The following is a 19,958-nucleotide window of genomic DNA, read 5'->3' on the forward strand; positions in this document are numbered from 1 at the left end:
GGCCGGCCAGAGCCCAAAGCAGGCATCACGCTAGGTCTGCCGCCGCTTCCAGTCGAAAGACGGAATATTGATTCGCGTCGCGACCGATCCATCCCACGACACCCCGAACCCCGCGAGCGAAAGTGCTTCTGCAACACGATGGCCCACGGCTGAGCCACGCGCCTTGTCGTCGGCCAGATCACCAAAGGCGATCATGATGCCGTGTCCGTCCAAGGCCCTGTCCACGTCCTGTCCGTGATAGAAGCAGTATCCGTGGTAGTGGCCCTCTGGAGCGTCGTCCACGGCTTCTGATACATCGGCATGGCCGTCTGACATGGTGTATCCAGCGTTGGACAAAGCGCAGATGCCGTCTTCGTGCAGATGGTAGAAAACGCGATCAAGGCGGTCGCAATCTGTCTCTGAAGGCCAGGACGCTTCTGCAGCCACCTTGCGCTCAAATTCCGACGCAATAAAGGCTTCCAACCGGCTCACATCGCAGTCGGGCTCCAGGATGTCATCCATCATGTCTCGGACGTCAGCAGGCTCATAGAAACCCGACCACACCCATTTGGTGATGCATTCCATTACGTGAGTTTCGGTGTCTGTCACGTGATCGCCTCGTCGAGAAAGTTATTCGCGTTTGAAACTCAGAACACCCCTTCCGATTGGATTGCCGGGAACCAGCGGATTCGGCATCCAGGCCGTACTGACGACGAGCGTGTCTCCATCGAGCGTGTAGAAGCGCTCCTGCTCAGTGCCATTCCAGGCTTCATTCCAGGATGCGTCAATCTTGGTGATGAACCTGTCCTCATCAATCCGATACCGCCCCGTATAGGCCATTACCGTACGGAAAAGCGCCGCCAGTTTCTCGTCGGTATTCCCGGGCTCCCGCGCCTTTGCGGTGACCAGCACCATCATGCGCCCATCCGCGCCGAACATCAGGTACCCATTGGGGTCGGCGTCCCACGGTTGCGTGCGCGCCTTTGAATCCTGAAGCTCCGTCTCAAAAGACACCAACCGCCAGGAACCGTGGAGCTTTGCGTCGCGCTCAGACATATCCCACCTTGTAGTCGTTCGACTCAACGTATTCACCTATCGGATATCGGGTACGTTGCCATGCCAATTGCAATCGCACCATCCACTTCAAGGCCCCCCACAGAGGGTTTATAGGTTTACTTCTTTATGTATACAGATAGTAGTAATAGATAACGGTGGATAAGTTCTGTGGATAAGCGGGAAAACCGCTTTCAGTTCAATGGTTTGCAGAACGGACAACCCACCGGACAGCGTGTGCGGTTGCGTGGATGAGTCCGGTGGATCGCATCGCACCCTGTCGACACGGTTGGAAGTTGTTCCTGCGTTGTGGATACGCCAACCCCGGAGAGCCAACACGCTTGTCCCTGGAGTTGTTCACAGGGGAAGGTGGAGTTATCCACATTGGGGGTTGTGTAGAAGATGGCTCTACGGATGACCGTTTTTGAGAAGCGGTTGGTATCCTCGCAGAACCGTTCCGGAGGGGGCGTTGTCGTCAAGCGCAACGCTGACCGGCGACCACAATCGACCCAAGCCGGCATTGAAAAACCATTCTGAAGCCGCCGCAAGCGCTGGTGTGGGCTACTAAATGACGAATGACGATGACACCAAGGTAGTTCGAGGGCGCACGCCCGAATCTGCAAAGATGGTCACCAATGTCAGAAGGGCGGGAACAATCATCGCCGCACTGAACCGGCTAACGTTCAACGACGCGGACGAAGTTCGCGCCATATTCAGCGAACTCATTGGTCAGCCTGTAGACCCGAGCTTCACGCTGATTCCTCCCTTCTATACCGCCGGCGGGGACGAGATTCGCGTAGGACGGAATGTCTTCATCAATCAGAACTGCACCTTCTACGACCTGGGTGGCCTCCATATCGCTGACGACGTGATGATCGGGCCGAATGTCAGCATCATCACGACGGGTCACCCCCTGGAACCTTCGCAGCGTCGCTCCATCACCATCGGAAAGCGCATCGTGATTGAGCGGAACGTGTGGATCGCGGCGGGCGCAACGATCATCGGTGGAGTGACGGTGGGCGAGAACTCGGTTGTTGCGGCGGGCTCAGTCGTCACCAAGGACGTTCCTCCGAATAGCTTTGTCGGAGGCAATCCAGCGCGATTCATTCGCTCCGTCGAAAGCTGACCGCCATAGAAGCGCCGCGATCGCAGTGCAAGAATGAAAAAAGCCGCCTTCACAGGCGGCTTTCTTTGACCTCTCGGCACTAGCCGGAGAGGATCAGTGCTCGATCACCGGCGCATGCACCGGCGCGATCGATTCGTGCGTGGTCGCTGTACGCTGTGCAGCCTTGTGCACCATCGTGTAGGCATAGTCGATGCCCATGCCGTAGGCGCCGGAGTGCTCCTTGGCCACTGCCATCACGGCGTCGTACGTGTCGCGGTTCTTCCAGTCGCGTTGCCATTCGAGCAGAACCTGCTGCCACGTCACCGGCACCACGCCGGCCTGGATCATGCGCTGCATCGCATAGTCATGCGCTTCCTTGGTGGTGCCACCCGAGGCGTCGGCCACCATGTAGATCTCGTAGTCGCCTTCCTGCATCGCACTCAGGGCGAAGGTCGTGTTGCAGACCTCGGTCCACAGGCCGGCCACGATGATTTTCTTGCGGCCGTTGGCGGCCAGGGCGTCGCGCACCTTCTGGTCGTCCCACGAGTTCATCGACGAGCGTTCGAGCGTTTGCTTGCCCGGGAAGACGTCGAGCACTTCGGGGTAGGTGTAGCCGGAGAACGATTCGGACTCGACCGTGGTGATGGTGGTCGGCACGTCGAAAATCTTGGCTGCCTTGGCCAGGCCCACGACGTTGTTCTTCATGGTCTGACGGTCCATCGACTGCACACCAAAGGCCATCTGCGGCTGGTGGTCGATGATGATCAGTTGGCTGTTGTGCGGGGTCAGGACTTGCAGCTTGGCGTTCGACATGGTGTTCTCCGGAATAATTTGTTCAATCAATTTGAGTGTTGCTGGTCAGCGTTTCTTCGCTTTTTTGCGTTGCTGAGCTGTCCATGTGCTGAACTATAGCGATCGATTGCCCACAAATAGCAGGCTATCGTTGTCATAGTTATTCAAATTAATTGAATGAATATTTGTCCAGCAGGAACGTGCGTGTCGTTCTCGACCATCACCCGCCCATACTTGCCCCGCACCCAGCGGCCAACGCGTGCGACAGGGGGCGCAACCCCGTCGGGGAAGGACTGGTGTGCAATCCGCATACGCCAGCCTTTTTCGTTGTCTACCTCTAGCGTGCTGTTTGCTGATCGACCTGAAGATATCCACAAGCGTTATCCACAGCAGCTATCCACAACGGTTGCCCACAGGGGGTGTTTCAGATCTGCAAAGGTTTTGGCGCGAAACACGCGCCGCTTGCCGGCACGCTGCTCCGAAGACTTTGATGCGCAACCCGTGGCGCGACTTTTGCAACGCGCACGGCGGCTTTGCCAATTCCCGTTTTGAATGTGCGACATCGGGTTCACCCGTTTGGGGTGGCACCCGCTCTCTGCGTTTCCTGCAACGCGAGCTGCAGCCATTTGGGGTCGCGCATGTTCCGGTCATCCTGCGTTCGCGCCGGGACGCTTCAAGGCGCCGTTTCAGTCCACGACTCAAAGGGGCGCAACATGCCATTCACATCCACGCCATCGAACAGGGCGTATTCCCTTTGCCGCGCGCTGCTGGTCACCGCGTTGCTGGCGCTTGCCGCTGTCCAGCCTGCCATCGGGCAGGGCTACACCATCACGGATCTGGGTACGCTGCCCGGCGGCCAGTTCAGCTCAGCCAACGGCATCAATGACCGGGGGCAGGTGGTGGGGTACTCATCCACCACCAGCGGGGCCAACCATGCCTTTCTGTTTGAGAAGGGCGTCATGACCGATCTCGGCACGCTGGGCGGCACCTACAGCACGGCGCTCGCCATCAACCGGCACGGCCAGGTGGTCGGCTATTCGGCAACGTCCATCGGGGGTGTGCACGCCTTCCTGTTTGCCAATGGGGTGATGTCCGATCTCGGCACGCTGCCGGGTGGCAGCTTCAGTTATGCAACCGCCATCAACGATCGTGGTGATGTGGTGGGCTACTCCAATACTTCGACCGGGGCGTATCACGCGTTTCTGCTCAAGAACGGTGTGATGACGGATCTCGGAACGCTGCCGGGCGGCGTCTATTTCAGTGGCGCTTACGGAATCAACAACAGCGGCAAGATCGTTGGCGTGTCCAACACCAGTACGTATGACAGCGCATTCTTGTTTGACGACGGTGTGATGACCAACCTCGGCACGCTTGCGGGAGGTCAGGCCAGTAACGCCAACGCCATCAACGATCACGGCCGGATCGTCGGCGCCGCCTACGATATGAGCGGAAACCATCACGCCGTCTTGTGGAAGAACGGTGTGATCACCGATCTCGGCACGCTGCCGGGTGGGCTCTACAGCATCGCCTACGCGATCAACCAGCAAGGCCATGTCGTCGGTACGGCCGGCACCGCTGGAGGCAACTATCACGGCTTCCTGTTCGAGGATGGCGTGATGATCGACCTCGGCACGCTACCCACAGATCAATACGGCACGGCGACCGGGATCAACGATCGCGGCCAGGTGGTCGGCAGTTCAGGTCTGCACGCGGTGCTGTGGAATCGACGTGAACCCAACGAGGAGTGAAACCATGCGCATGCTCATCAACGTGCGGATTCCGCACGAACCGTTCAACACCTACGTACGCGACGGCTCCATCGCCGAGCTGATCCCGCGCGTGATGGAGGCCATCAAACCGGAGGCCGCGTACTTTACCGAGCAGGCCGGCGGGCGCGGTGCCGTGCTCATCGTCAACCTGGATGACCCTTCGCAGATTCCCGCACTGGCCGAGCCGTGGTTCCTGCTGTTCAACGCCGATTGCGAGTTCCGTGTGGTGATGAGTGCGGAGGACTTGCAGAAGGCGGGGTTGGCGGGGATTGGGCAGAAGTGGAAGTAGCGGCATGGCGTGCACGTGCCCAAACCTCGCGGCGAGGGCGCTGCCGCACAGTGCTAGCTTGTCGAATCCGGTGCCGTGATCACGAAGCCGCGTTCGCGATCGCCGTCGAACCCGACGGATGCGTAAAGCCGATGTGCTTCGTCGCGCTGCTGACCGTCAACAATGCCGGCACGTCTAAACCGGTCTGAATGGTGAACGCGCGGCAAGCGCTGCTTGTGTCGCAGTCGCTGGCATCGCCACGATCACCCCCTCAACGCAGCAACGGTGTGACGATGCGCTCAAGACGTTCTGTCGTCCACGCAGGTTCACGCGAGTCCCAGCCGTTGTCGGCCAGCAAGCCATTGCGGTCGATCGTGAAGTTGACCGGAATGCGCCAGACGCGGCCATAGCCGCCGGCATACGCGCTGCCGAGCAGCCCCACCGGAAAGCTCCAGTCCGCCGCCATCTTCCGAACCTCAGGAAGCGAGGCCGGCTCATCCAGGCTGAAGCCGAGAACACGCAGGCCCCGATCGGCATGCTTCGCTGCGTAGTCGGAGAGCAGCGGCAGCTCTTGGTGGCACGGGCCACACCATGTCGCCCAGAAGGTCAGGATCACAACGTGACCGCGCAGGTCTTCGGTGGAGATGCTGCGCCCGTCGATCGTGCGAAGCACCAGCGCAGGCGCCGGCCACCCGACTTCAAGGCTGGCAGCCCGCGCATCGTGAGATGGACTACCCAGCCCGGCACCCAGCGCCACCGCGCCGGTTGTCTGTAACCAGGCACGCCTTGACCATGCGCGCGGTGAACGGCCCTCCGTATCAGAACGCATAGCTGGCTCCGACCGTGCCCGACCAGCGCGGGAAGAGTTGATACCCCTGCAGGTTGCTGTACAGCGCCTTCTGCAGGAACGCATAGATCTGCACGTTGTGCGCCACGCTCACCGTCACACCCGGCGACAGGTAGACCACCGTACCGGCCGTGTTGGTCGTATCCGCCAGTGCACCCTTGTCGGCGTTCTTGCGCGTCACGTTGAACTGCAGCTGCGGCACGACGTGCGGATTGGCTTCGTAGCGCACGCCAACGCTCATGGTGGCGAGGTTGCCGGGGCGGAAGTCCGCACCCGTCTCGTTCAGCCGTTGGTGCACGGCGGCCTGGAATTGGCCGTTGATGAAGGCATCGAAATCCTGGCTGACAGGCTGGTAGTAGTAGGCACCCAGGATCACGTCGGTGCTACCCGTGCCGGGCTGCAGACTGGTATCCAGTGCTTGCCCACCTGCCGCGTTCGGGCCGCTGTTGAAGAACACCGGGTTGCGCCCGACGGTGTTGCCGGTCAGCACGTTCTGCCCACCGTAGCGGCCGGTCGGCAGCTTCACGCCGAGTTGTACGCCCAGGTTGTGCGTGGGCAGGAAGCCCTGGTAGCTGGTGATCAGCTTGATGTCGCCCAGGCCGCTGGCACTGGCGCCGCTGATGTTGTCCGACGTGAGCTGGTCGGACGTGGCTGCGCCATAGGTCGTATGGCTGCGGTCCACGTACGGCACGATCGCGCTGATGTTCCAGCTGCTGTTTGGGCTGTAGCTGATGCCAAGGTTGATGTAGCGGTTGATGGTCTGCCGCTCAACCTCCTGGTTACCGCCCGCATCATTCATGGCCGCAGCCTGTGCCGGCGTGACCGCGCGCGTGCCGCTGCGCAACTGGTTCTGTGGGAGGTAGGTGTAGTCGACGCTGAAGCGCCAGCCTGGGATGGCCGAATAGCCCATTGCGGCATCGGTGCTGAGCGAACAGCCGCACGTGGCACACGCCTGCGCTACAACGGGTGCAAACACGCCGGTGGCGCACACAAGCAGTGCGGCGCGCCGAACGAAGTTGGATGGCGTTGTCATGGAGATTCCTCACTCTGATCGGTGCGTGCGCGCCCCAGCGGTCATGGGTGCGTCGCACGGTGTCTTGTCTGAAACGGTGCTGGCCGAGTGCGATGTGCGCTCGTTGCCCCGGTCAACGTGGTCAGAGGAGGAAGGGGGAGTCGCGTGGCCGCCCGGCATGGCGCGCATTGTGCGCAGCCAAACGGCCGGGCTCCGGGGTCCATGCGATTGCATGAACGGGGGCCGGCGTCGCCATCGGGGGGATGATGGTCGGCACCACCACGTGTTCTGCCAGCAGATCGCAATAGCCGCATGCGGCCTGGTGGCCGGCGGGCATGTCGTGCCCGGTCGACCCGATGGGCAGCTCCGCGCCCACGGAGGCAGACGTCTTCGCCTCGCACAGCGGCATGCTTTGCTCAAACACCCGCAGTTCGTGCCGCTCCAGCGCCTGGCTCACCATCGGCGCAAACAGCACGAGCGCCATCGCCACCAGGCCAAGCCAGGCAGTCAATGTCTTGCGGGTGCGGGCGAAATGCATGGCGGGCTGTGGGCGCTGCCGGACGGCGTCAGCATGTGCAGATGCGCGGTATTACACCGCAAAAATGCATCAACATCCAGGCCAGCGCGAGGGCGATGTTGCCCTCGGTTTGAGCGCATGCCGGTTGATGTGACTTCTCCGCAGCGTTATCTGCCAGGGCAGGCTTTCGCGTCTTGCCGTGCGGCAGCAACGGACCATGCCGCCGAAGCCCACCCCAGGCAAGGCGGGGCACTTCGGCGTTCTCATGTGGAGGCGCCTTCCGAGCGTGCTCGGTGTTTCAGCTGGCGGATTGTTCGGCCGCAGTGAGCGTATGACCGATCAGCGTAGAGATGGTCATCGGGCCCACGCCACCGGGCACCGGTGTCACAGCAGCACAACGTCCGACCAGGCCGCTGTGGTCTATGTCTCCGATGCCGCCGTTGTGATAGCCCGCATCGATGACGATAGTGTTGTCGGCAATCCAATCGCCCTGCACGAACTTCGGCTTACCAACCGCCGCGACAACGATGTCGGCTCGACGTACCTCGTCCGCCAGATTCAGGGTTCTGGAATGGCAGAGCGTGACGGTGGCATTCGCATTCGACAGCATGAACGCCATCGGCTTACCGAGAATGGCGCTGCGGCCAATGACAACCGCGCGCTTGCCGGCAACATCGATGTTGTAGTGCGCCAGCAAGCGCATGATGCCCGCCGGCGTTGCCGAACCAAAGGCGGGCTCCCCCAATGCCATCCGGCCGAAGCCATGGCTCGTCACACCATCCACGTCTTTGGTCACGTGGATGCGGTCAAAACACAGGCGCTCGTTAACGTGCTTGGGCACCGGGTGCTGCAGCAGGATGCCTTGCACGTGCGGGTCAGCATTCAGTGCGTCGATGGCGGCAAGCACATCGGACGTTGTGGAAGCTTCCGGCAGCTCGATCGCCTTGGACGCCATGCCAACGCGTCGACAGGCGTTGCCCTTCATCTTCACGTAGGTTGCCGACGATGGGTCGGCGCCGACCAGAATGGTGGCGAGCACCGGCACGTAGCCGTGTCGCGTTTTGAATGCGCTGACGCGCGCTGAGAGCACATCTTCAACATGTGCTGCTACGGACTTTCCATCGAGAATGATTGTCATGACTGTGCTCGCGTTGGTTCGCGCACCCTCCATCGCAATCTCCTTGCGCATGGCAAATGCACAACGGCTGCGGCAAGGGCAGCCTGCTGTGCGTGGAGAGATCGATGAAGAATGTCGGGCGAAGATTGGTGAGGCTCGTGCAAACGAATACCAATGTGCCCAGGCGAACGGCGGCGCAGCTACTACGCTTCCCGATGGTGGCCCATCCTGTCTCGCCAGTTGCGTAGCTCGGCAATTATCTGGCTTTGTGCGGCGCGTGCCAATGCCTGTTCGGGACCGGCTTGGCGGGTAGCAGACTAGCCGCCACCCGCGCGAAAGAACTGCGGTGGGATTTCCACAGCAAACCACTCGTCAAACTCGACGACAAATGTCTTCTTCAGGAACCCCTGCTTGGTGATGCGGTAGGGGCCATAGAAGAAGCGAGAGTATCCCTCTGCCTCTACGTGCACGCGCACGCCATCGGGGGCACTCGGCGAGTATTCCGGCGGGATGTTGACGTTCGCGGCCAGCGCTGTGGCCAACACATTGCCGTTGAGAGCATCCGCCTTGAAGGCCTGAGCGAGCAACGTGTAGATCTCCAGCGGTTTCGGTCGTTCTTCCCCGTTATGGCCGCCGGCCGCTCCAAGCGTACCGTCCTTCGATAGGGTGGCACCAAACGGATAGAAATCTCCGGCACGTTCGAGCATCGTCCGCGAGAAGTCGGTGCAATAGGTCAACAACGCGCTCAGTTGTTCGGGAGATACCGCCATGCTTGTTCCTTCTTGTTTGAGCTTGAGGATGAGGGGCATGCTGCCGAGAACCGGCGCCACCGTTTGAACAGAAAAGAGCCGCATCGCGCGGCTCTTTCTTGGGAGAACAACCGGCGGGCGCCGCCTTACGCCCCAGCCGCCCCGTCTCCACCTTCCTGCGCTTCACGCTCTTCGCGTTCCTCGCGCTCTTCACGGGGCAGGGTCAGCATGCCGGTGTTGTACACGTATTCGTACACCTCGCCATAGCGGCCCCATTCAATGCCGATCTTGAGCACGCGCTCGGCTTCTTCGGGCTTGAGGTAGGCCTCCAGCTCGCGCAGCACCTGCTCTTCCCGGATCTCGCCGTCTTCGTTGGCGTCCAGCTCGGCACGGATGTGCGAAGCCAGGGCCACCTGTTCGAGCAGCTTCTGCCCGAACAGCACCTTGCGCTCGGGCGGCTCGGTTTCCATGTAGGTCTTGCCGAACGGGGTAACGATGATGTCGCCGCGCTCGATGGTGGCGAGCTGCAGCAGGGCCAGCGCTTCGCAGGCGGGCAGCAGGTCGTCGTCGGTCACGCCGGCTTCTTCGGCCAGGTGCGGCAAGTCGGCGCGGCCGTTGAACGGCGCTTCGACCAGCAGGTCCAGGATGGCCTCCATCTGGCCGATCTCGGCTTCCGGCAGGCGGTAGGCCAGTTGCTGCGCGGCAGACTCGGCGCCCACGTGCACACCCACGCGCTCCGGCGAGGTCATCAGGCCATACACCTCGTCGATGAGGTTGCGCACGGCAGCAGAATCACGGTTACGCGGGCGGGGGAAGGGCACACGCACTTCCGCACGGATGCGCCCCGGATCGCTGGAGAGGATGACGATGCGGTCGGCCATCATCACGGCCTCTTCGATATTGTGCGAGACGATCAGGATGGCCTTGATCTTGGTGCGGCGGTCTTCCCACAGGTCGAGCATTTCGTCGCGCAGGTTCTCGCCGGTCAGCACGTCCAGCGCGGAGAACGCTTCGTCCATCAGCAGCAGGTCGGGCTCGGTCACCAGGGCGCGCGCAATGCCCACGCGCTGGCGCATACCGCCCGAGAGTTCACGCGGCAGAGCGCTGTTGAAGCCCGACAGGCCGATCAGGTCGATGGCCTGCTCGGCGCGCTCTTCGCGCTCGGCCTTGGGCACGCCTTGCGCTTCCAGGCCCAGCTCTACGTTCTGCTGCACCGTCAGCCACGGGAACAGCGCGAACGACTGGAACACCATCGCAATGCCCTGCACCGGGCCGGAATATTCGCGCCCGCGGAACAGCACCTGGCCGCGGTCCGCACGCACCAGGCCCGCCATGATGCGCAGCAGGGTCGACTTGCCCGAACCGGATTTGCCCAGCATGGCGACGATCTCGCCCTCGCGGATGTTGATATCCAGACCCTCGAGCACCGAGCGGTCGGTGTGGTCTGCGGTGCGGAAAATTTTCGAGACGCCGCGCAGCTCGATGACGGATTCTGCGGTGTTAGCCATGTTCTGTTCTCTACAAAAATCGTCTTACAGGCGGGTGCGCTCTTGCGCGATCTCGTACAGCCGGTTCCACAGCAGCCGGTTGAAGCCGACCACGAACAGGCTCATCACCACGATGCCCAGCGCAATGCGCGGGAAATCACCCTTCGATGTCATCTCGGCGATGTAGCTGCCCAGGCCCGTGGCCACCAGCGTGCGGTCGCCCCACGTCACGTATTCGGAGACGATGCTGGCGTTCCATGAACCGCCGGCGGCGGTCACCAGGCCCGTGAGCAGGTTGGGGAACACCGCCGGGATCAGGAAGCGCTTCCACAGCAGCCAGCCGCGCAGGCCGAAGTTGCGCGCGGCCAGTCGCAGCTCGGTCGGGATGCCCGTCGCACCGGCAATCACGTTGAACAGGATGTACCACTGCGTGCCGAAAATCATCAGCGGGCTCAACCAGATTTCCGGGTTGAGCGAGAAGCGCGCGATGAGCATCACCGCCAGCGGGAACATCAGGTTGGCCGGGAAGGCCGCCAGGAACTGCGCCACCGGCTGCGCGATGCGCGCCACGTTCGGGTTCAGGCCGATCCGGATGCCGATCGGCACCCAGATCAGCGCGGCCAGGGCGATCAGCAAAATCACGCGCGTCATGGTCAGGAAGCCGAGCCACAGCACGTGGCCCACTTCCGCCCAGCCCACCTCGGAGCGCACGAACTGCAGGATGTGCACAACGGCAGCCAATGCGGCCAGGATGATGATCACGTCGGCCACGCGGTTCCACCACGGGAAGCGCGGGAGAAAACCATTGCCGCCCGAGGCCGTGGGCCGGGTGCGCTCAGCGCCCCAGGAAAGCGTGCGCTCGGCCAGGGCGGCGGTGCGCTCCAGCAGCGCCTTGACCCACTCGGAGCGGCGCAGCAGGTCCAGCAGCCACGATTGCGGCTCGCGCTCGGACGACATCGCATCGAAGCGGAAGCGGTCCGCCCAGGCAACCAGCGGGCGGAACAGGAACTGGTCGTACAGCAGAATGCCAATCAGCATCGTCAGAATCGCCCAGCCGATGGCGGGCAGGTTCTGATGCTGGATCGCCAGCGAGATGTACGAGCCGATACCCGGCAGCTTGATGTCATGGCCCGATACCGAGATGGCCTCGGAGGCCACCACGAAGAACCAGCCGCCCGACATCGACATCATCATGTTCCACAGCAGGCCCGGCATGGCGAACGGCACTTCCAGGCGCCAGAAGCGCTGCCACTTCGACAGGCGGAACACCGTGGCCGCCTCTTCCAGGTCGGTCGGGATGGTGCGAAACGATTGGTACAGCGAGAACGCCATGTTCCACGCCTGCGACGTGAAGATGGCGAAGATGGCCGCGCATTCCACGCCCACCAGGTTGCCCGGGAACAGCGCAATGAAGCCCGTGACGGTAATCGACAGGAAACCCAGCACCGGAATCGATTGCAGGATGTCCAGCGCCGGCACCATCACCTTCTCGGCCGTGCGGTTCTTGGACGCAATGGCCGCAAACGCAAACGAGAACGCCAGCGACGCACCCAGCGCCAGCAGCATGCGGATACTCGTACGCAGCAGGTAGTAGGGCAGTTGCGCCACGTCCAGGCTCACGTCCAACTGCGTTTCGCCAGGCGTGTACGGCACGTTCATCTGCTTGGCGGCAAAGGCCACGAGCACGATGGCCGCCAGGATGATGGGCAGCAGCGCCAGGTCAAAGCGGTTGGGCGGCGCCGTCAACAGGTTGCCGAAGTTGACGCCAAAGGGGCCCCGGATGGTGGTTTCGTTGTCGTTTTGCTGCATCTTGAATAACCGGGACGAAATTCGCTGACGAACATCGTGCTGCACAACCTCTGCCTGGGTTGCGGCGCGATACGTGGCGTGGGTGGCGGAAAGCGGCGCCAGAACGTCATGTTCGGCATCGCTTGGCATCCGGCGGCAAGCCGCCTAGTTTACCTTGCGTAACGCCGGACCTTGCCGTGCGGTTGTCAGTCTGCCTACGTCACATTCCAGAAATGTGACAGAGATGCGACAACGTTGGTTTGTCATCTTTCTCCCAACAACCTGCCTGCCGTCTGCCCTGGAGCCGCCGCATGTCCGCCATCGCACAAGTGATCGTTACCGTACAGGGCCGCGTGCAGGGTGTGGGCTACCGGGCAGCCTGTGCCGACATGGCCCGGACGCTCGGCCTGCGGGGCTGGGTGCGCAACCGCCGCAGTGGTGCGGTCGAAGCCTTCCTGGCCGGCCCGGAGGCCAATGTGCTGCGCATGCGCGAATGGATGTGGGAGGGCCCCGCCGGCGCCCAGGTCACCGAGCTGGACGTCGCTCCGGGCACCAACGAGGCACTGGTGCCAGGGTTCGAGATCCGGCCAACGGTGTAGACCCTATCGCCAGGTCCTTGCCGCGCCAGTCCATACATCGGCAATCAACGGAAACAAACGCGACACGAAACCGTCACCCAAGGCCCCTGGGCGGCTCCTAGAATCGATCACTCTCCCAGCCCCCGCCTCGGTGATCCCCATGTCGCATCCGCTTTCCGTGCAACCCGGTGCTGTGCCCGCGCGCTTTCGCAATGTCGGCATTGCGCTGTTCCTGCTGATCCTGGCGGCCGGCGCCGCCTATGTGGTCAGCCACCTGGTATCCGACCTGGAGAACGTGGCCAGCAGTTCGGTGCTGCCGTTCGTTCTGCTCGGTGTTGCGCTGGCGATCGCGCTGGGCTTTGAGTTCGTCAACGGCTTTCATGACACGGCCAATGCGGTCGCCACGGTCATCTACACGCATTCGTTGTCGCCGCACCTGGCGGTGGTGTGGTCAGGCATGTGGAATTTTGCAGGCGTGCTGACCTCCAGCGGCGCGGTGGCCTTCGGCATCCTGCAACTGCTGCCGGTGGAGCTGATCCTGCAGGTGGGCAGCCACTCGGGCTTTGCGATGGTGTTTGCGCTGCTGATTGCGGCCATCATCTGGAACCTGGCGACGTGGTACCTGGGGCTGCCGTCGTCCAGCTCGCACACGCTCATCGGCTCGATCATCGGCGTGGGCCTGATGAACCAGCTCCTGCGCGGCGCCAACGGCACCAGTGGGGTGGATTGGAGCCAGGCGCTGGGGGTGGGCAAGTCGCTGCTGTTCTCGCCCATCGTCGGCTTTCTGCTGGCGGCGCTGCTTCTGCTGGTGCTCAAGGCGCTGGTGCGCGTGCCGGCGCTCTATGCCGAGCCCGAGGGCAACCAGCCGCCGCCGTTCTGGATTCGCGCGCTGCTCATCCTTACCTGCACAGGCGTGTCGTTCGCGCACGGCTCCAATGACGGGCAGAAGGGCATGGGCCTGATCATGCTGATCCTGATCGGCACGGTGCCGACGGTGTACGCACTCAACCGCGCCGTCACGCCTGCTGAGACGCAAACCTTCCTGGCCGTGTCGCACCAGGCGTCGGCCGCGCTCGGCAAGTACGCCAACGGGGTGGCGCCTTCCGCCAACCCGCGTGCGGATGTGCAGGCCTACGTGCAGACGCGCACGCTCACGCCGACCACGCTGCCCGCCGTGCAGGCGCTGACGGAAACCGTCGCCGCACAGGTCGGCCAGACAGGCTCGATGGCCACCGTGCCGCAGAACGAGGTGGATAACATCCGCAACAACATGTACCTCGCCTCCGAGGCCATCCGCCTGCTCAAGAAGAGCGGGCAGCCCGCCATCGCCAAGGACGACCAGGCCGTCATCGACAACTACAAGCAGCAGCTCGACCACGCCACCAAGTTCATCCCCACGTGGGTGAAGGTGGCTGTGGCGATTGCGCTAGGCCTGGGCACGATGGTGGGCTGGAAGCGCATCGTGGTGACGGTGGGCGAGAAGATTGGCAAGCAGCACCTGACCTATGGGCAGGGGGCCTCGGCCGAACTGGTGGCGATGGCCACCATTGGCGCGGCCGATGCGTATGGCCTGCCGGTGTCGACCACGCACGTGCTGTCTTCCGGTGTGGCGGGCACCATGGCCGCCAACGGCTCGGGGCTGCAGTGGAATACCGTGCGCAGCCTGCTGCTGGCATGGGTGCTGACGCTGCCGGCGTCGATCGTGCTGGCAGGCGCGCTGTACTGGGCGTTCAAAGCGGTGTTCTGACCCCCCGCACAGCGCGCGGGTACCGGTGCCTCAGTAGACGTTCGGGACGATCATTTCTTGCGGCACCGGGTGGCGGATGTATTCCGCGTGGTGCACGCGATCGGGCAGCAGCACCGGCGGATGCGGCACCGGGTGGTACGGCACCTGGGTGAGCAGGTGGTCGATGCAGTTCAGGCGCGCGCGCTTCTTGTCATCGGCCAGCACCACCCACCATGGCGACTCTGGAATGTGCGAGCGTTCCAGCATCGCCTCCTTGGTGCGCGTGTAGTCTTCCCAGCGGCGGCGGCTTTCCAGGTCCATCGGGCTCAACTTCCACTGCTTGAGCGGATCGTCGATGCGGCTCTGGAATCGCACTTCCTGCTCTTCGTCCGTCACCGAGAACCAGTACTTGATGATCTGGATGCCGGAGCGCACGAGCATCTTTTCGAACTCGGGCACGGAGCGGAAGAACTCTTCGTATTCCTCATCGGTGCAGAAGCCCATCACGCGCTCGACACCGGCGCGGTTGTACCAACTGCGGTCGAACAGGACGATCTCGCCAGCGGCGGGCAGGTGCGCGACGTAGCGCTGGAAGTACCACTGCGTGCGTTCACGGTTGGTGGGGGCGGGCAGGGCGGCCACGCGGCACACGCGCGGGTTCAGGCGCTGCGTGATGCGCTTGATGGCGCCGCCCTTGCCGGCAGCATCGCGTCCTTCGAAGATCACCACCAGCCGATGGCCGGTTTCGATCACCCAGTCCTGCAGCTTGACCAGTTCGCCCTGCAGGCGGAACAGCTCGCGGAAGTACATGCGCCGCGTTTCGCGGGCTTCGTCGCTGATGCCCTCGCCGCCGAGCAGGTGGTCGTCGATTTCCATTTCCAGCTCCTCGTCCAGGGTGTCGAGGAGGTCTTCCTGCAGTCGCGCCTCTCGCGCTGCGTCGCGTTCGCTCATGATGTCCTGCTCCTGCCGTCCTACCGAATGGGGCACGCCGCCCGGGGGCGGCGCATGTTCAAGCATACGCCTGAGTAGGTAGCACGCCCATGTGGCATGGCAGTGACATGAGGCCGCGGCAGGCGCCGCCCGGCTCAGCTTGCCTGGGCTTCGAGTGTGAACTTGGCGGCGCTGTCCTGGCCGAGCAGGCGGACCAGCGTGGGCATGGCCTCTTCCAGTTGCGCCTTGAGCGTCCATGGCGGGTTAACGATGAACATGCCGCTGCCGTGCAGGCCCAGGCCGCCGGCCACCGGTTGCTTGACCGTCAACGTCACGTGCAGCCAGTCGCTTCCGCCCAGCCGCTTCAGCTGTGCCGGCAGTTGCACCGATTCACGCCGCTGCACCTGCGGATACCAGACTGCGTACATGCCAGTGGCAAAGCGCTGCAGGCTGTCCTGCAGGGCCTGCACGGTGCGCGCGTAGTCCCGCTTGTCTTCAAACGACGGGTCGATCAGCACCACGGCGCGGCGCGGCGGCGGAGGCAGGATCGCCTTGACGCCGCCAAAGCCGTCGCCGTCATACAGCATGACCCGGCGGCCGGCACCACGGAAGTTGTTGGACAGCACCTTGATCTCGGTGCTGTGCAGCTCGAACAGACGCAGGCGATCGGCATCGCGCAGCATCTGCCACGCCAGCCAGGGTGATCCGGGGTAGTGCTTGAGGTCGCCTTTCGGGTTCAGCTCGCGCACCTGGTCGAGGTAGGTCTCAAGCAGCGCGGGCATCGGCTCGCCAGCCGCGGCGGCGCGCCACAAGGGGCCGATGCCGGTGTCGAACTCGGCCTTCTTCTGCGCCCATTCGTGGTCCAGCGCGTAGAGGCCGGCGCCTGCATGCGTGTCGATGTACCAGAACGGCTTGTCCTTCTGCGTCAGGTAGTCGAGCACCTGCGCCACGACGGCGTGCTTGAGGACATCGGCGTGGTTGCCGGCGTGAAAGGCGTGGCGATAGCTAAGCATGGGCGAACCAAGTGCGCCTGAAAGCTCAGGCGCACGGGCGGCGGAAACAAGGGTAAGGCGCGAATGCTACCACCGCGGCGCATGCGTCCCCAGCGGCACGGTGGGCAGCGCCCAGTACGGTGGCGTGTCGGAAAGCTGCCCTGCGTGGCGCATGGCCGTGAGCGTGCCGAAGCCGGAGGGCGTGGTCTCCAGGTACGCGCCGATATCTTCGTAGCGCGGGTCCGGCACGTCGAAGCCGTTGGCCACGCGGCCAAAGCTGCGCAGCCAGTGCGCCGTCTGCGCGAGCGACACGCGTACGTGCCAGCTTCCGCCTTCGGTCATGCGGCGTGCGAGTGCGGTCATGGCACCGGCGGCCATCAGGTAACCCGCCCCATGGTCGAGCGCCTGGGCGGGCAGCGGGTGCGGCTTGTCCACACCGGCGGCTTCCGCTTCCGCCCAGTTGAAGCCGCTGGCCGTCTGCACGAGCGAATCGAACCCGCGCCGATTGGCCCACGGCCCGTCATAGCCGTACGCGCACAGGCTCACGTAGACAATGCCTGGGCACAATGCCGCAGCTTGCTCGGGGCTGAAACTGAGCCCAGCCACGCCACCGGGTCGATAGCCTTGCACAAAGATGTCGGCGTCGCGCAGCAGCGTGCGCAGTTGCTCAGCATCGGCGGCCTGGCGCAAGTCGAGTTGGGCCGAGCGCTTGCCGCGCCCGGTGTCGATCACCAGCGGCGGAATCGCGGGCAGGTGCGGTGCGGTGATCAACAACACATCCGCCCCGTGCGCAGCAAGCGTACGTCCGCTCACCGGGCCGGCAATCACGCGCGTGAGGTCCAGCACGCGCACGCCAGAAAGCGGCCGACCCTCGGCGTGGTGCGGCAGTGGTTCGGGCGCTGCATCACCAATGCGTTCGATGGTCATCAACGGTTGGCCGGCTACAGCAATGCCTTGCGGATGGCGATCCCATTCGTCGAAGGTGCGTGCAGCGGTCACAACCATGCCGGCTTGCGCAGCGGCCTCTTCAAACGCTTCTGCCTTCCATTGGCTCAGTGCGGCGGCCACCGCTTCACGGTCGTACGCGCAGCCGAGCAGTTTGAGCACGCCGTCCCGGTGATGCGGGAAGTTGGTGTGCAGGCGCACCCAGCGGCCATCGCCGCAGCGGTACAGCCCGGCGATCTTGTCCCACGGCTCGGGCGGCAGTTGGCCATCCACGCGGAAGTAGCGCTCGGAACGGAACTCCAGCGCAGCGTGGTGCATGTCCACAGACACCGTCTGCTGGCGGCCGGTGCGTAGCGTATCGACCTGCGCAGCAGCCAGCGCTGTGGCGGCGATGGTGCTCTGCGCCAGCGTGCCCACCGCAAAGGACGAAGGCAATGCCGGGTCCGTTCCCGTGAGCGCGACGCGCGACAGCGCATCGGCGGGCTGGCCGAGCACGGTCCACAGTTGGGCAAGGGCTTCAGTCGAGGTAATGGTTTGGGTCTGCCTGGAAGGATCAACCACATCAACAGCAGGTGACGACATGACAGGACTCCGCAGAAAGGGTGTGCACGCATTACAGTCCTGCGGTGGTCGTAGCGTCAACATTGACTAGACTGATCAACCTCGATCGCCCAATCACGCATCCGATGACCCAGTACCTCGATGCCGCCGAAGCTGCCCAGCGCCTGAACATCTCGCGCCCAACACTGTACGCCTACGTAAGCCGTGGGCTGCTGGCGGCCTACCCCTCGCCCGATGGACGCGGCAGCCGCTACCGCGAAGCCGATGTGACGCGCCTGGCGGATCAACGCGCCGGTGGTCGCCGCCCGCGCCAGGTAGTCCGGCATGCGCTGGACTGGGGGCTACCGGTGATGGAATCCGCCATTACGCTCATCGACCATGGGCGGCTGTTCTATCGCGGCACGCCTGCGTTGGAGCTGGCCGAACACGCCACGCTGGAAGCCGTGGCCGCGCGGCTCTGGCAATGCGATGAGGCAGCAGCCTTCAGTGCACCGGCACCGGTGTTGCCCAAGAGCTGGTACGCCGTGCTGGCTTCCTTGGCAGACGCCGACATCCGCCAGCGCTGCATGGCGCTGTGCACGCTCGCACTGCCGGCGTTGGACGAAGCCGCGTGGCGTCAGGACAGCGCCCGCACTGCACGCGATGCCGGCGCGCTGCTGCGCCTGGTGTTTGCCGCCATGCTGGGCCGCGCGCCTGATGCTGCGCCCGTGCATCTGCAATGCCAGCAGGCGTGGGGCGTCGATGCGCAAGCCGCCGAGGCGATTCGCGTGGCGCTGGTGCTGTGCGCCGATCACGAACTCAATGCATCGAGCTTTGCGGCACGTGTAGTGGCGTCAACCGGGGCAGGCCTGGGTGCAGCGGTCAGTGCAGGGCTGGCTGCGCTCACCGGTGGCCGGCACGGCGGCACCACGGCGCGCGTGGAAGCCCTACTGAGCGAACTGGAAGGGGAGCGTTCCGTGGCAACGGCGTTGCGCCGTCGGCTGGATCGTGGGGATGCGTTGCCGGGCTTTGGTCATCCGCTGTATCGGGAAGCCGATCCGCGCGCGAATGCCATCCTGGCGCGGCTGCCGAAAACGGGTGCCGTACGCAAGCGGCTGCAATCCGTGATCGATGCTGTGAACAACCTGACCGGCGATGGGCCGTCAGTGGATTTCGCACTGGTCGCCACGCGGCGTGTGCTGGGGCTGGCAGAGGGCTCAGCGTTCGGCTTGTTTGCAGCGGGCCGCACGGCCGGCTGGATTGCGCACGCGCTGGAGCAGCGCGCGGCAGGGCAGTTGATCCGCCCGCGCGCGGCCTACGTGGGGCCGATGCCGACCGCGCCGGAGGCACCGGCGGGCCGCATCATTCGCGTGCGCTAGCGGAGAAAGACCGTCGCAAAACGAAGCGAAGCGGTTCTGGCGGTTCAGCGCCGACGCAGACAGTACTTGGGTACGGCTAGTCGGCACTGGGCCGCCAGAATCGTTTTTCGGCGGTCTAGGCCTGCGGAATCTCGATCTTCACCTCCAGCACTTCCAGGTTGTCCTGGCGCTCGAGGTTGACCTTGATGTCGTCGTTGCCGATCTTCACGTACTTCGAGATCACGGCCACCAGCTCGCGCTGCAGCGCGGGCAGGTAGTCGGCGGGCGCACCGGTGGCGGTGCGTTCATGCGCGAGGATGATCTGCAGGCGTTCCTTGGCGACGCTTGCAGTCTTCTTCTTCTCGCCCAGCAGGAAAGACAGAATCGACATGGGTGTGCGTCCTCC

At 63.6% G+C, this 19,958-nt stretch carries 20 protein-coding genes and 1 riboswitch; of the genes, 6 read left to right on the forward strand and 14 right to left on the reverse strand.

Annotation, left to right across the window (positions count from 1 at the left end; all coding sequences use genetic code 11):
* Positions 1–30: 30 nt before the first annotated feature.
* On the reverse strand, positions 31–588 hold the full coding sequence (locus PI87_RS13330; protein WP_039598204.1) for a DUF6891 domain-containing protein: 558 nt from the start codon (positions 586–588) through the stop codon (positions 31–33).
* 21 nt (positions 589–609) lie between these two features.
* A complete protein-coding gene (locus PI87_RS13335; protein WP_039598205.1) occupies positions 610–1,035 on the reverse strand; it encodes a lipocalin-like domain-containing protein in 426 nt (141 codons plus the stop codon).
* 565 nt (positions 1,036–1,600) lie between these two features.
* Between PI87_RS13335 and PI87_RS13340 the strand changes: the two genes are divergently transcribed.
* A complete protein-coding gene (locus tag PI87_RS13340; protein ID WP_039598206.1) occupies positions 1,601–2,158 on the forward strand; it encodes a sugar O-acetyltransferase in 558 nt (185 codons plus the stop codon).
* 93 nt (positions 2,159–2,251) lie between these two features.
* On the opposite strand, the gene PI87_RS13345 is transcribed toward PI87_RS13340, so the two are convergent.
* Positions 2,252–2,950: a hydrolase gene (locus tag PI87_RS13345; RefSeq protein ID WP_039598207.1), complete on the reverse strand. Its 699-nt coding sequence runs from the start codon at positions 2,948–2,950 to the stop codon at positions 2,252–2,254.
* 692 nt (positions 2,951–3,642) lie between these two features.
* On the opposite strand from PI87_RS13345, the gene PI87_RS13350 reads away from it, so the two are divergent.
* The gene (locus PI87_RS13350) at positions 3,643–4,677 is read left to right on the forward strand and encodes an HAF repeat-containing protein (protein WP_052321529.1); all 1,035 of its coding nucleotides are present in this window, start codon (positions 3,643–3,645) and stop codon (positions 4,675–4,677) included.
* A gap of 4 nt (positions 4,678–4,681) precedes the next feature.
* Positions 4,682–4,987, forward strand: coding sequence for a DUF3303 family protein (locus tag PI87_RS13355; RefSeq protein ID WP_039598208.1), 306 nt, complete (start codon positions 4,682–4,684; stop codon positions 4,985–4,987).
* Between the two features lie 250 nt (positions 4,988–5,237).
* On the opposite strand, the gene PI87_RS13360 is transcribed toward PI87_RS13355, so the two are convergent.
* The 7 genes from PI87_RS13360 to PI87_RS13390 all read right to left on the reverse strand — a co-directional run bounded on the left by PI87_RS13360 (position 5,238) and on the right by PI87_RS13390 (position 12,504).
* On the reverse strand, positions 5,238–5,795 hold the full coding sequence (locus PI87_RS13360; protein ID WP_039598209.1) for a peroxiredoxin family protein: 558 nt from the start codon (positions 5,793–5,795) through the stop codon (positions 5,238–5,240).
* On the reverse strand, positions 5,785–6,846 hold the full coding sequence (locus tag PI87_RS13365) for a lipoprotein (protein ID WP_039598210.1): 1,062 nt from the start codon (positions 6,844–6,846) through the stop codon (positions 5,785–5,787). The genes PI87_RS13360 and PI87_RS13365 overlap by 11 nt, the downstream gene beginning before the upstream one ends.
* Before the next feature lie 121 nt (positions 6,847–6,967).
* Entirely contained in the window at positions 6,968–7,363 is a 396-nt protein-coding gene (locus tag PI87_RS13370) for a DUF2946 domain-containing protein (protein WP_039598211.1), read from the reverse strand.
* A gap of 277 nt (positions 7,364–7,640) precedes the next feature.
* Positions 7,641–8,480: a tetrahydrofolate dehydrogenase/cyclohydrolase catalytic domain-containing protein gene (locus PI87_RS13375; protein ID WP_039598310.1), complete on the reverse strand. Its 840-nt coding sequence runs from the start codon at positions 8,478–8,480 to the stop codon at positions 7,641–7,643.
* 150 nt (positions 8,481–8,630) lie between these two features.
* A riboswitch (ZMP/ZTP riboswitch) is annotated at positions 8,631–8,713 on the reverse strand.
* A gap of 63 nt (positions 8,714–8,776) precedes the next feature.
* The gene (locus PI87_RS13380) at positions 8,777–9,313 is read right to left on the reverse strand and encodes a hypothetical protein (protein ID WP_157003133.1); all 537 of its coding nucleotides are present in this window, start codon (positions 9,311–9,313) and stop codon (positions 8,777–8,779) included.
* Between the two features lie 41 nt (positions 9,314–9,354).
* Complete coding sequence (locus tag PI87_RS13385; RefSeq protein ID WP_039598213.1) at positions 9,355–10,716, reverse strand: ABC transporter ATP-binding protein; 1,362 nt, start codon at positions 10,714–10,716, stop codon at positions 9,355–9,357.
* Between the two features lie 24 nt (positions 10,717–10,740).
* Complete coding sequence (locus PI87_RS13390; RefSeq protein WP_039598311.1) at positions 10,741–12,504, reverse strand: ABC transporter permease; 1,764 nt, start codon at positions 12,502–12,504, stop codon at positions 10,741–10,743.
* Positions 12,505–12,794: 290 nt separating this feature from the next.
* Here PI87_RS13390 and PI87_RS13395 point away from each other — a divergent pair, with 290 nt between their 5' ends.
* Positions 12,795–13,082 carry an acylphosphatase gene (locus PI87_RS13395; protein ID WP_039598214.1) on the forward strand — a complete coding sequence of 96 codons (288 nt, stop codon included), beginning with the start codon at positions 12,795–12,797 and terminating at the stop codon, positions 13,080–13,082.
* Positions 13,083–13,221: 139 nt separating this feature from the next.
* Positions 13,222–14,808: an inorganic phosphate transporter gene (locus tag PI87_RS13400; RefSeq protein WP_039598215.1), complete on the forward strand. Its 1,587-nt coding sequence runs from the start codon at positions 13,222–13,224 to the stop codon at positions 14,806–14,808.
* A 30-nt stretch (positions 14,809–14,838) separates the two neighbouring features.
* Here PI87_RS13400 and ppk2 read toward each other — a convergent pair whose 3' ends face one another.
* The 3 genes from ppk2 to PI87_RS13415 all read right to left on the reverse strand — a co-directional run bounded on the left by ppk2 (position 14,839) and on the right by PI87_RS13415 (position 18,236).
* Positions 14,839–15,738, reverse strand: coding sequence for a polyphosphate kinase 2 (gene ppk2, locus PI87_RS13405; RefSeq protein WP_039598216.1), 900 nt, complete (start codon positions 15,736–15,738; stop codon positions 14,839–14,841).
* A gap of 134 nt (positions 15,739–15,872) precedes the next feature.
* On the reverse strand, positions 15,873–16,730 hold the full coding sequence (locus tag PI87_RS13410) for a 23S rRNA (adenine(2030)-N(6))-methyltransferase RlmJ (protein ID WP_039598217.1): 858 nt from the start codon (positions 16,728–16,730) through the stop codon (positions 15,873–15,875).
* Between the two features lie 66 nt (positions 16,731–16,796).
* Positions 16,797–18,236, reverse strand: coding sequence for a CoA transferase (locus PI87_RS13415; protein ID WP_039598218.1), 1,440 nt, complete (start codon positions 18,234–18,236; stop codon positions 16,797–16,799).
* 104 nt (positions 18,237–18,340) lie between these two features.
* On the opposite strand from PI87_RS13415, the gene PI87_RS13420 reads away from it, so the two are divergent.
* Complete coding sequence (locus PI87_RS13420; protein ID WP_039598219.1) at positions 18,341–19,573, forward strand: citrate synthase family protein; 1,233 nt, start codon at positions 18,341–18,343, stop codon at positions 19,571–19,573.
* A gap of 115 nt (positions 19,574–19,688) precedes the next feature.
* Here the strand turns inward: PI87_RS13420 and minE are convergent, their stop codons facing one another.
* Positions 19,689–19,943, reverse strand: a complete 255-nt coding sequence (gene minE, locus PI87_RS13425) for a cell division topological specificity factor MinE (protein WP_039598220.1) — start codon at positions 19,941–19,943, stop codon at positions 19,689–19,691.
* Positions 19,944–19,958: the final 15 nt, after the last annotated feature.

This window comes from Ralstonia sp. A12, assembly GCF_000801955.1.
Taxonomy (GTDB): domain Bacteria; phylum Pseudomonadota; class Gammaproteobacteria; order Burkholderiales; family Burkholderiaceae; genus Ralstonia.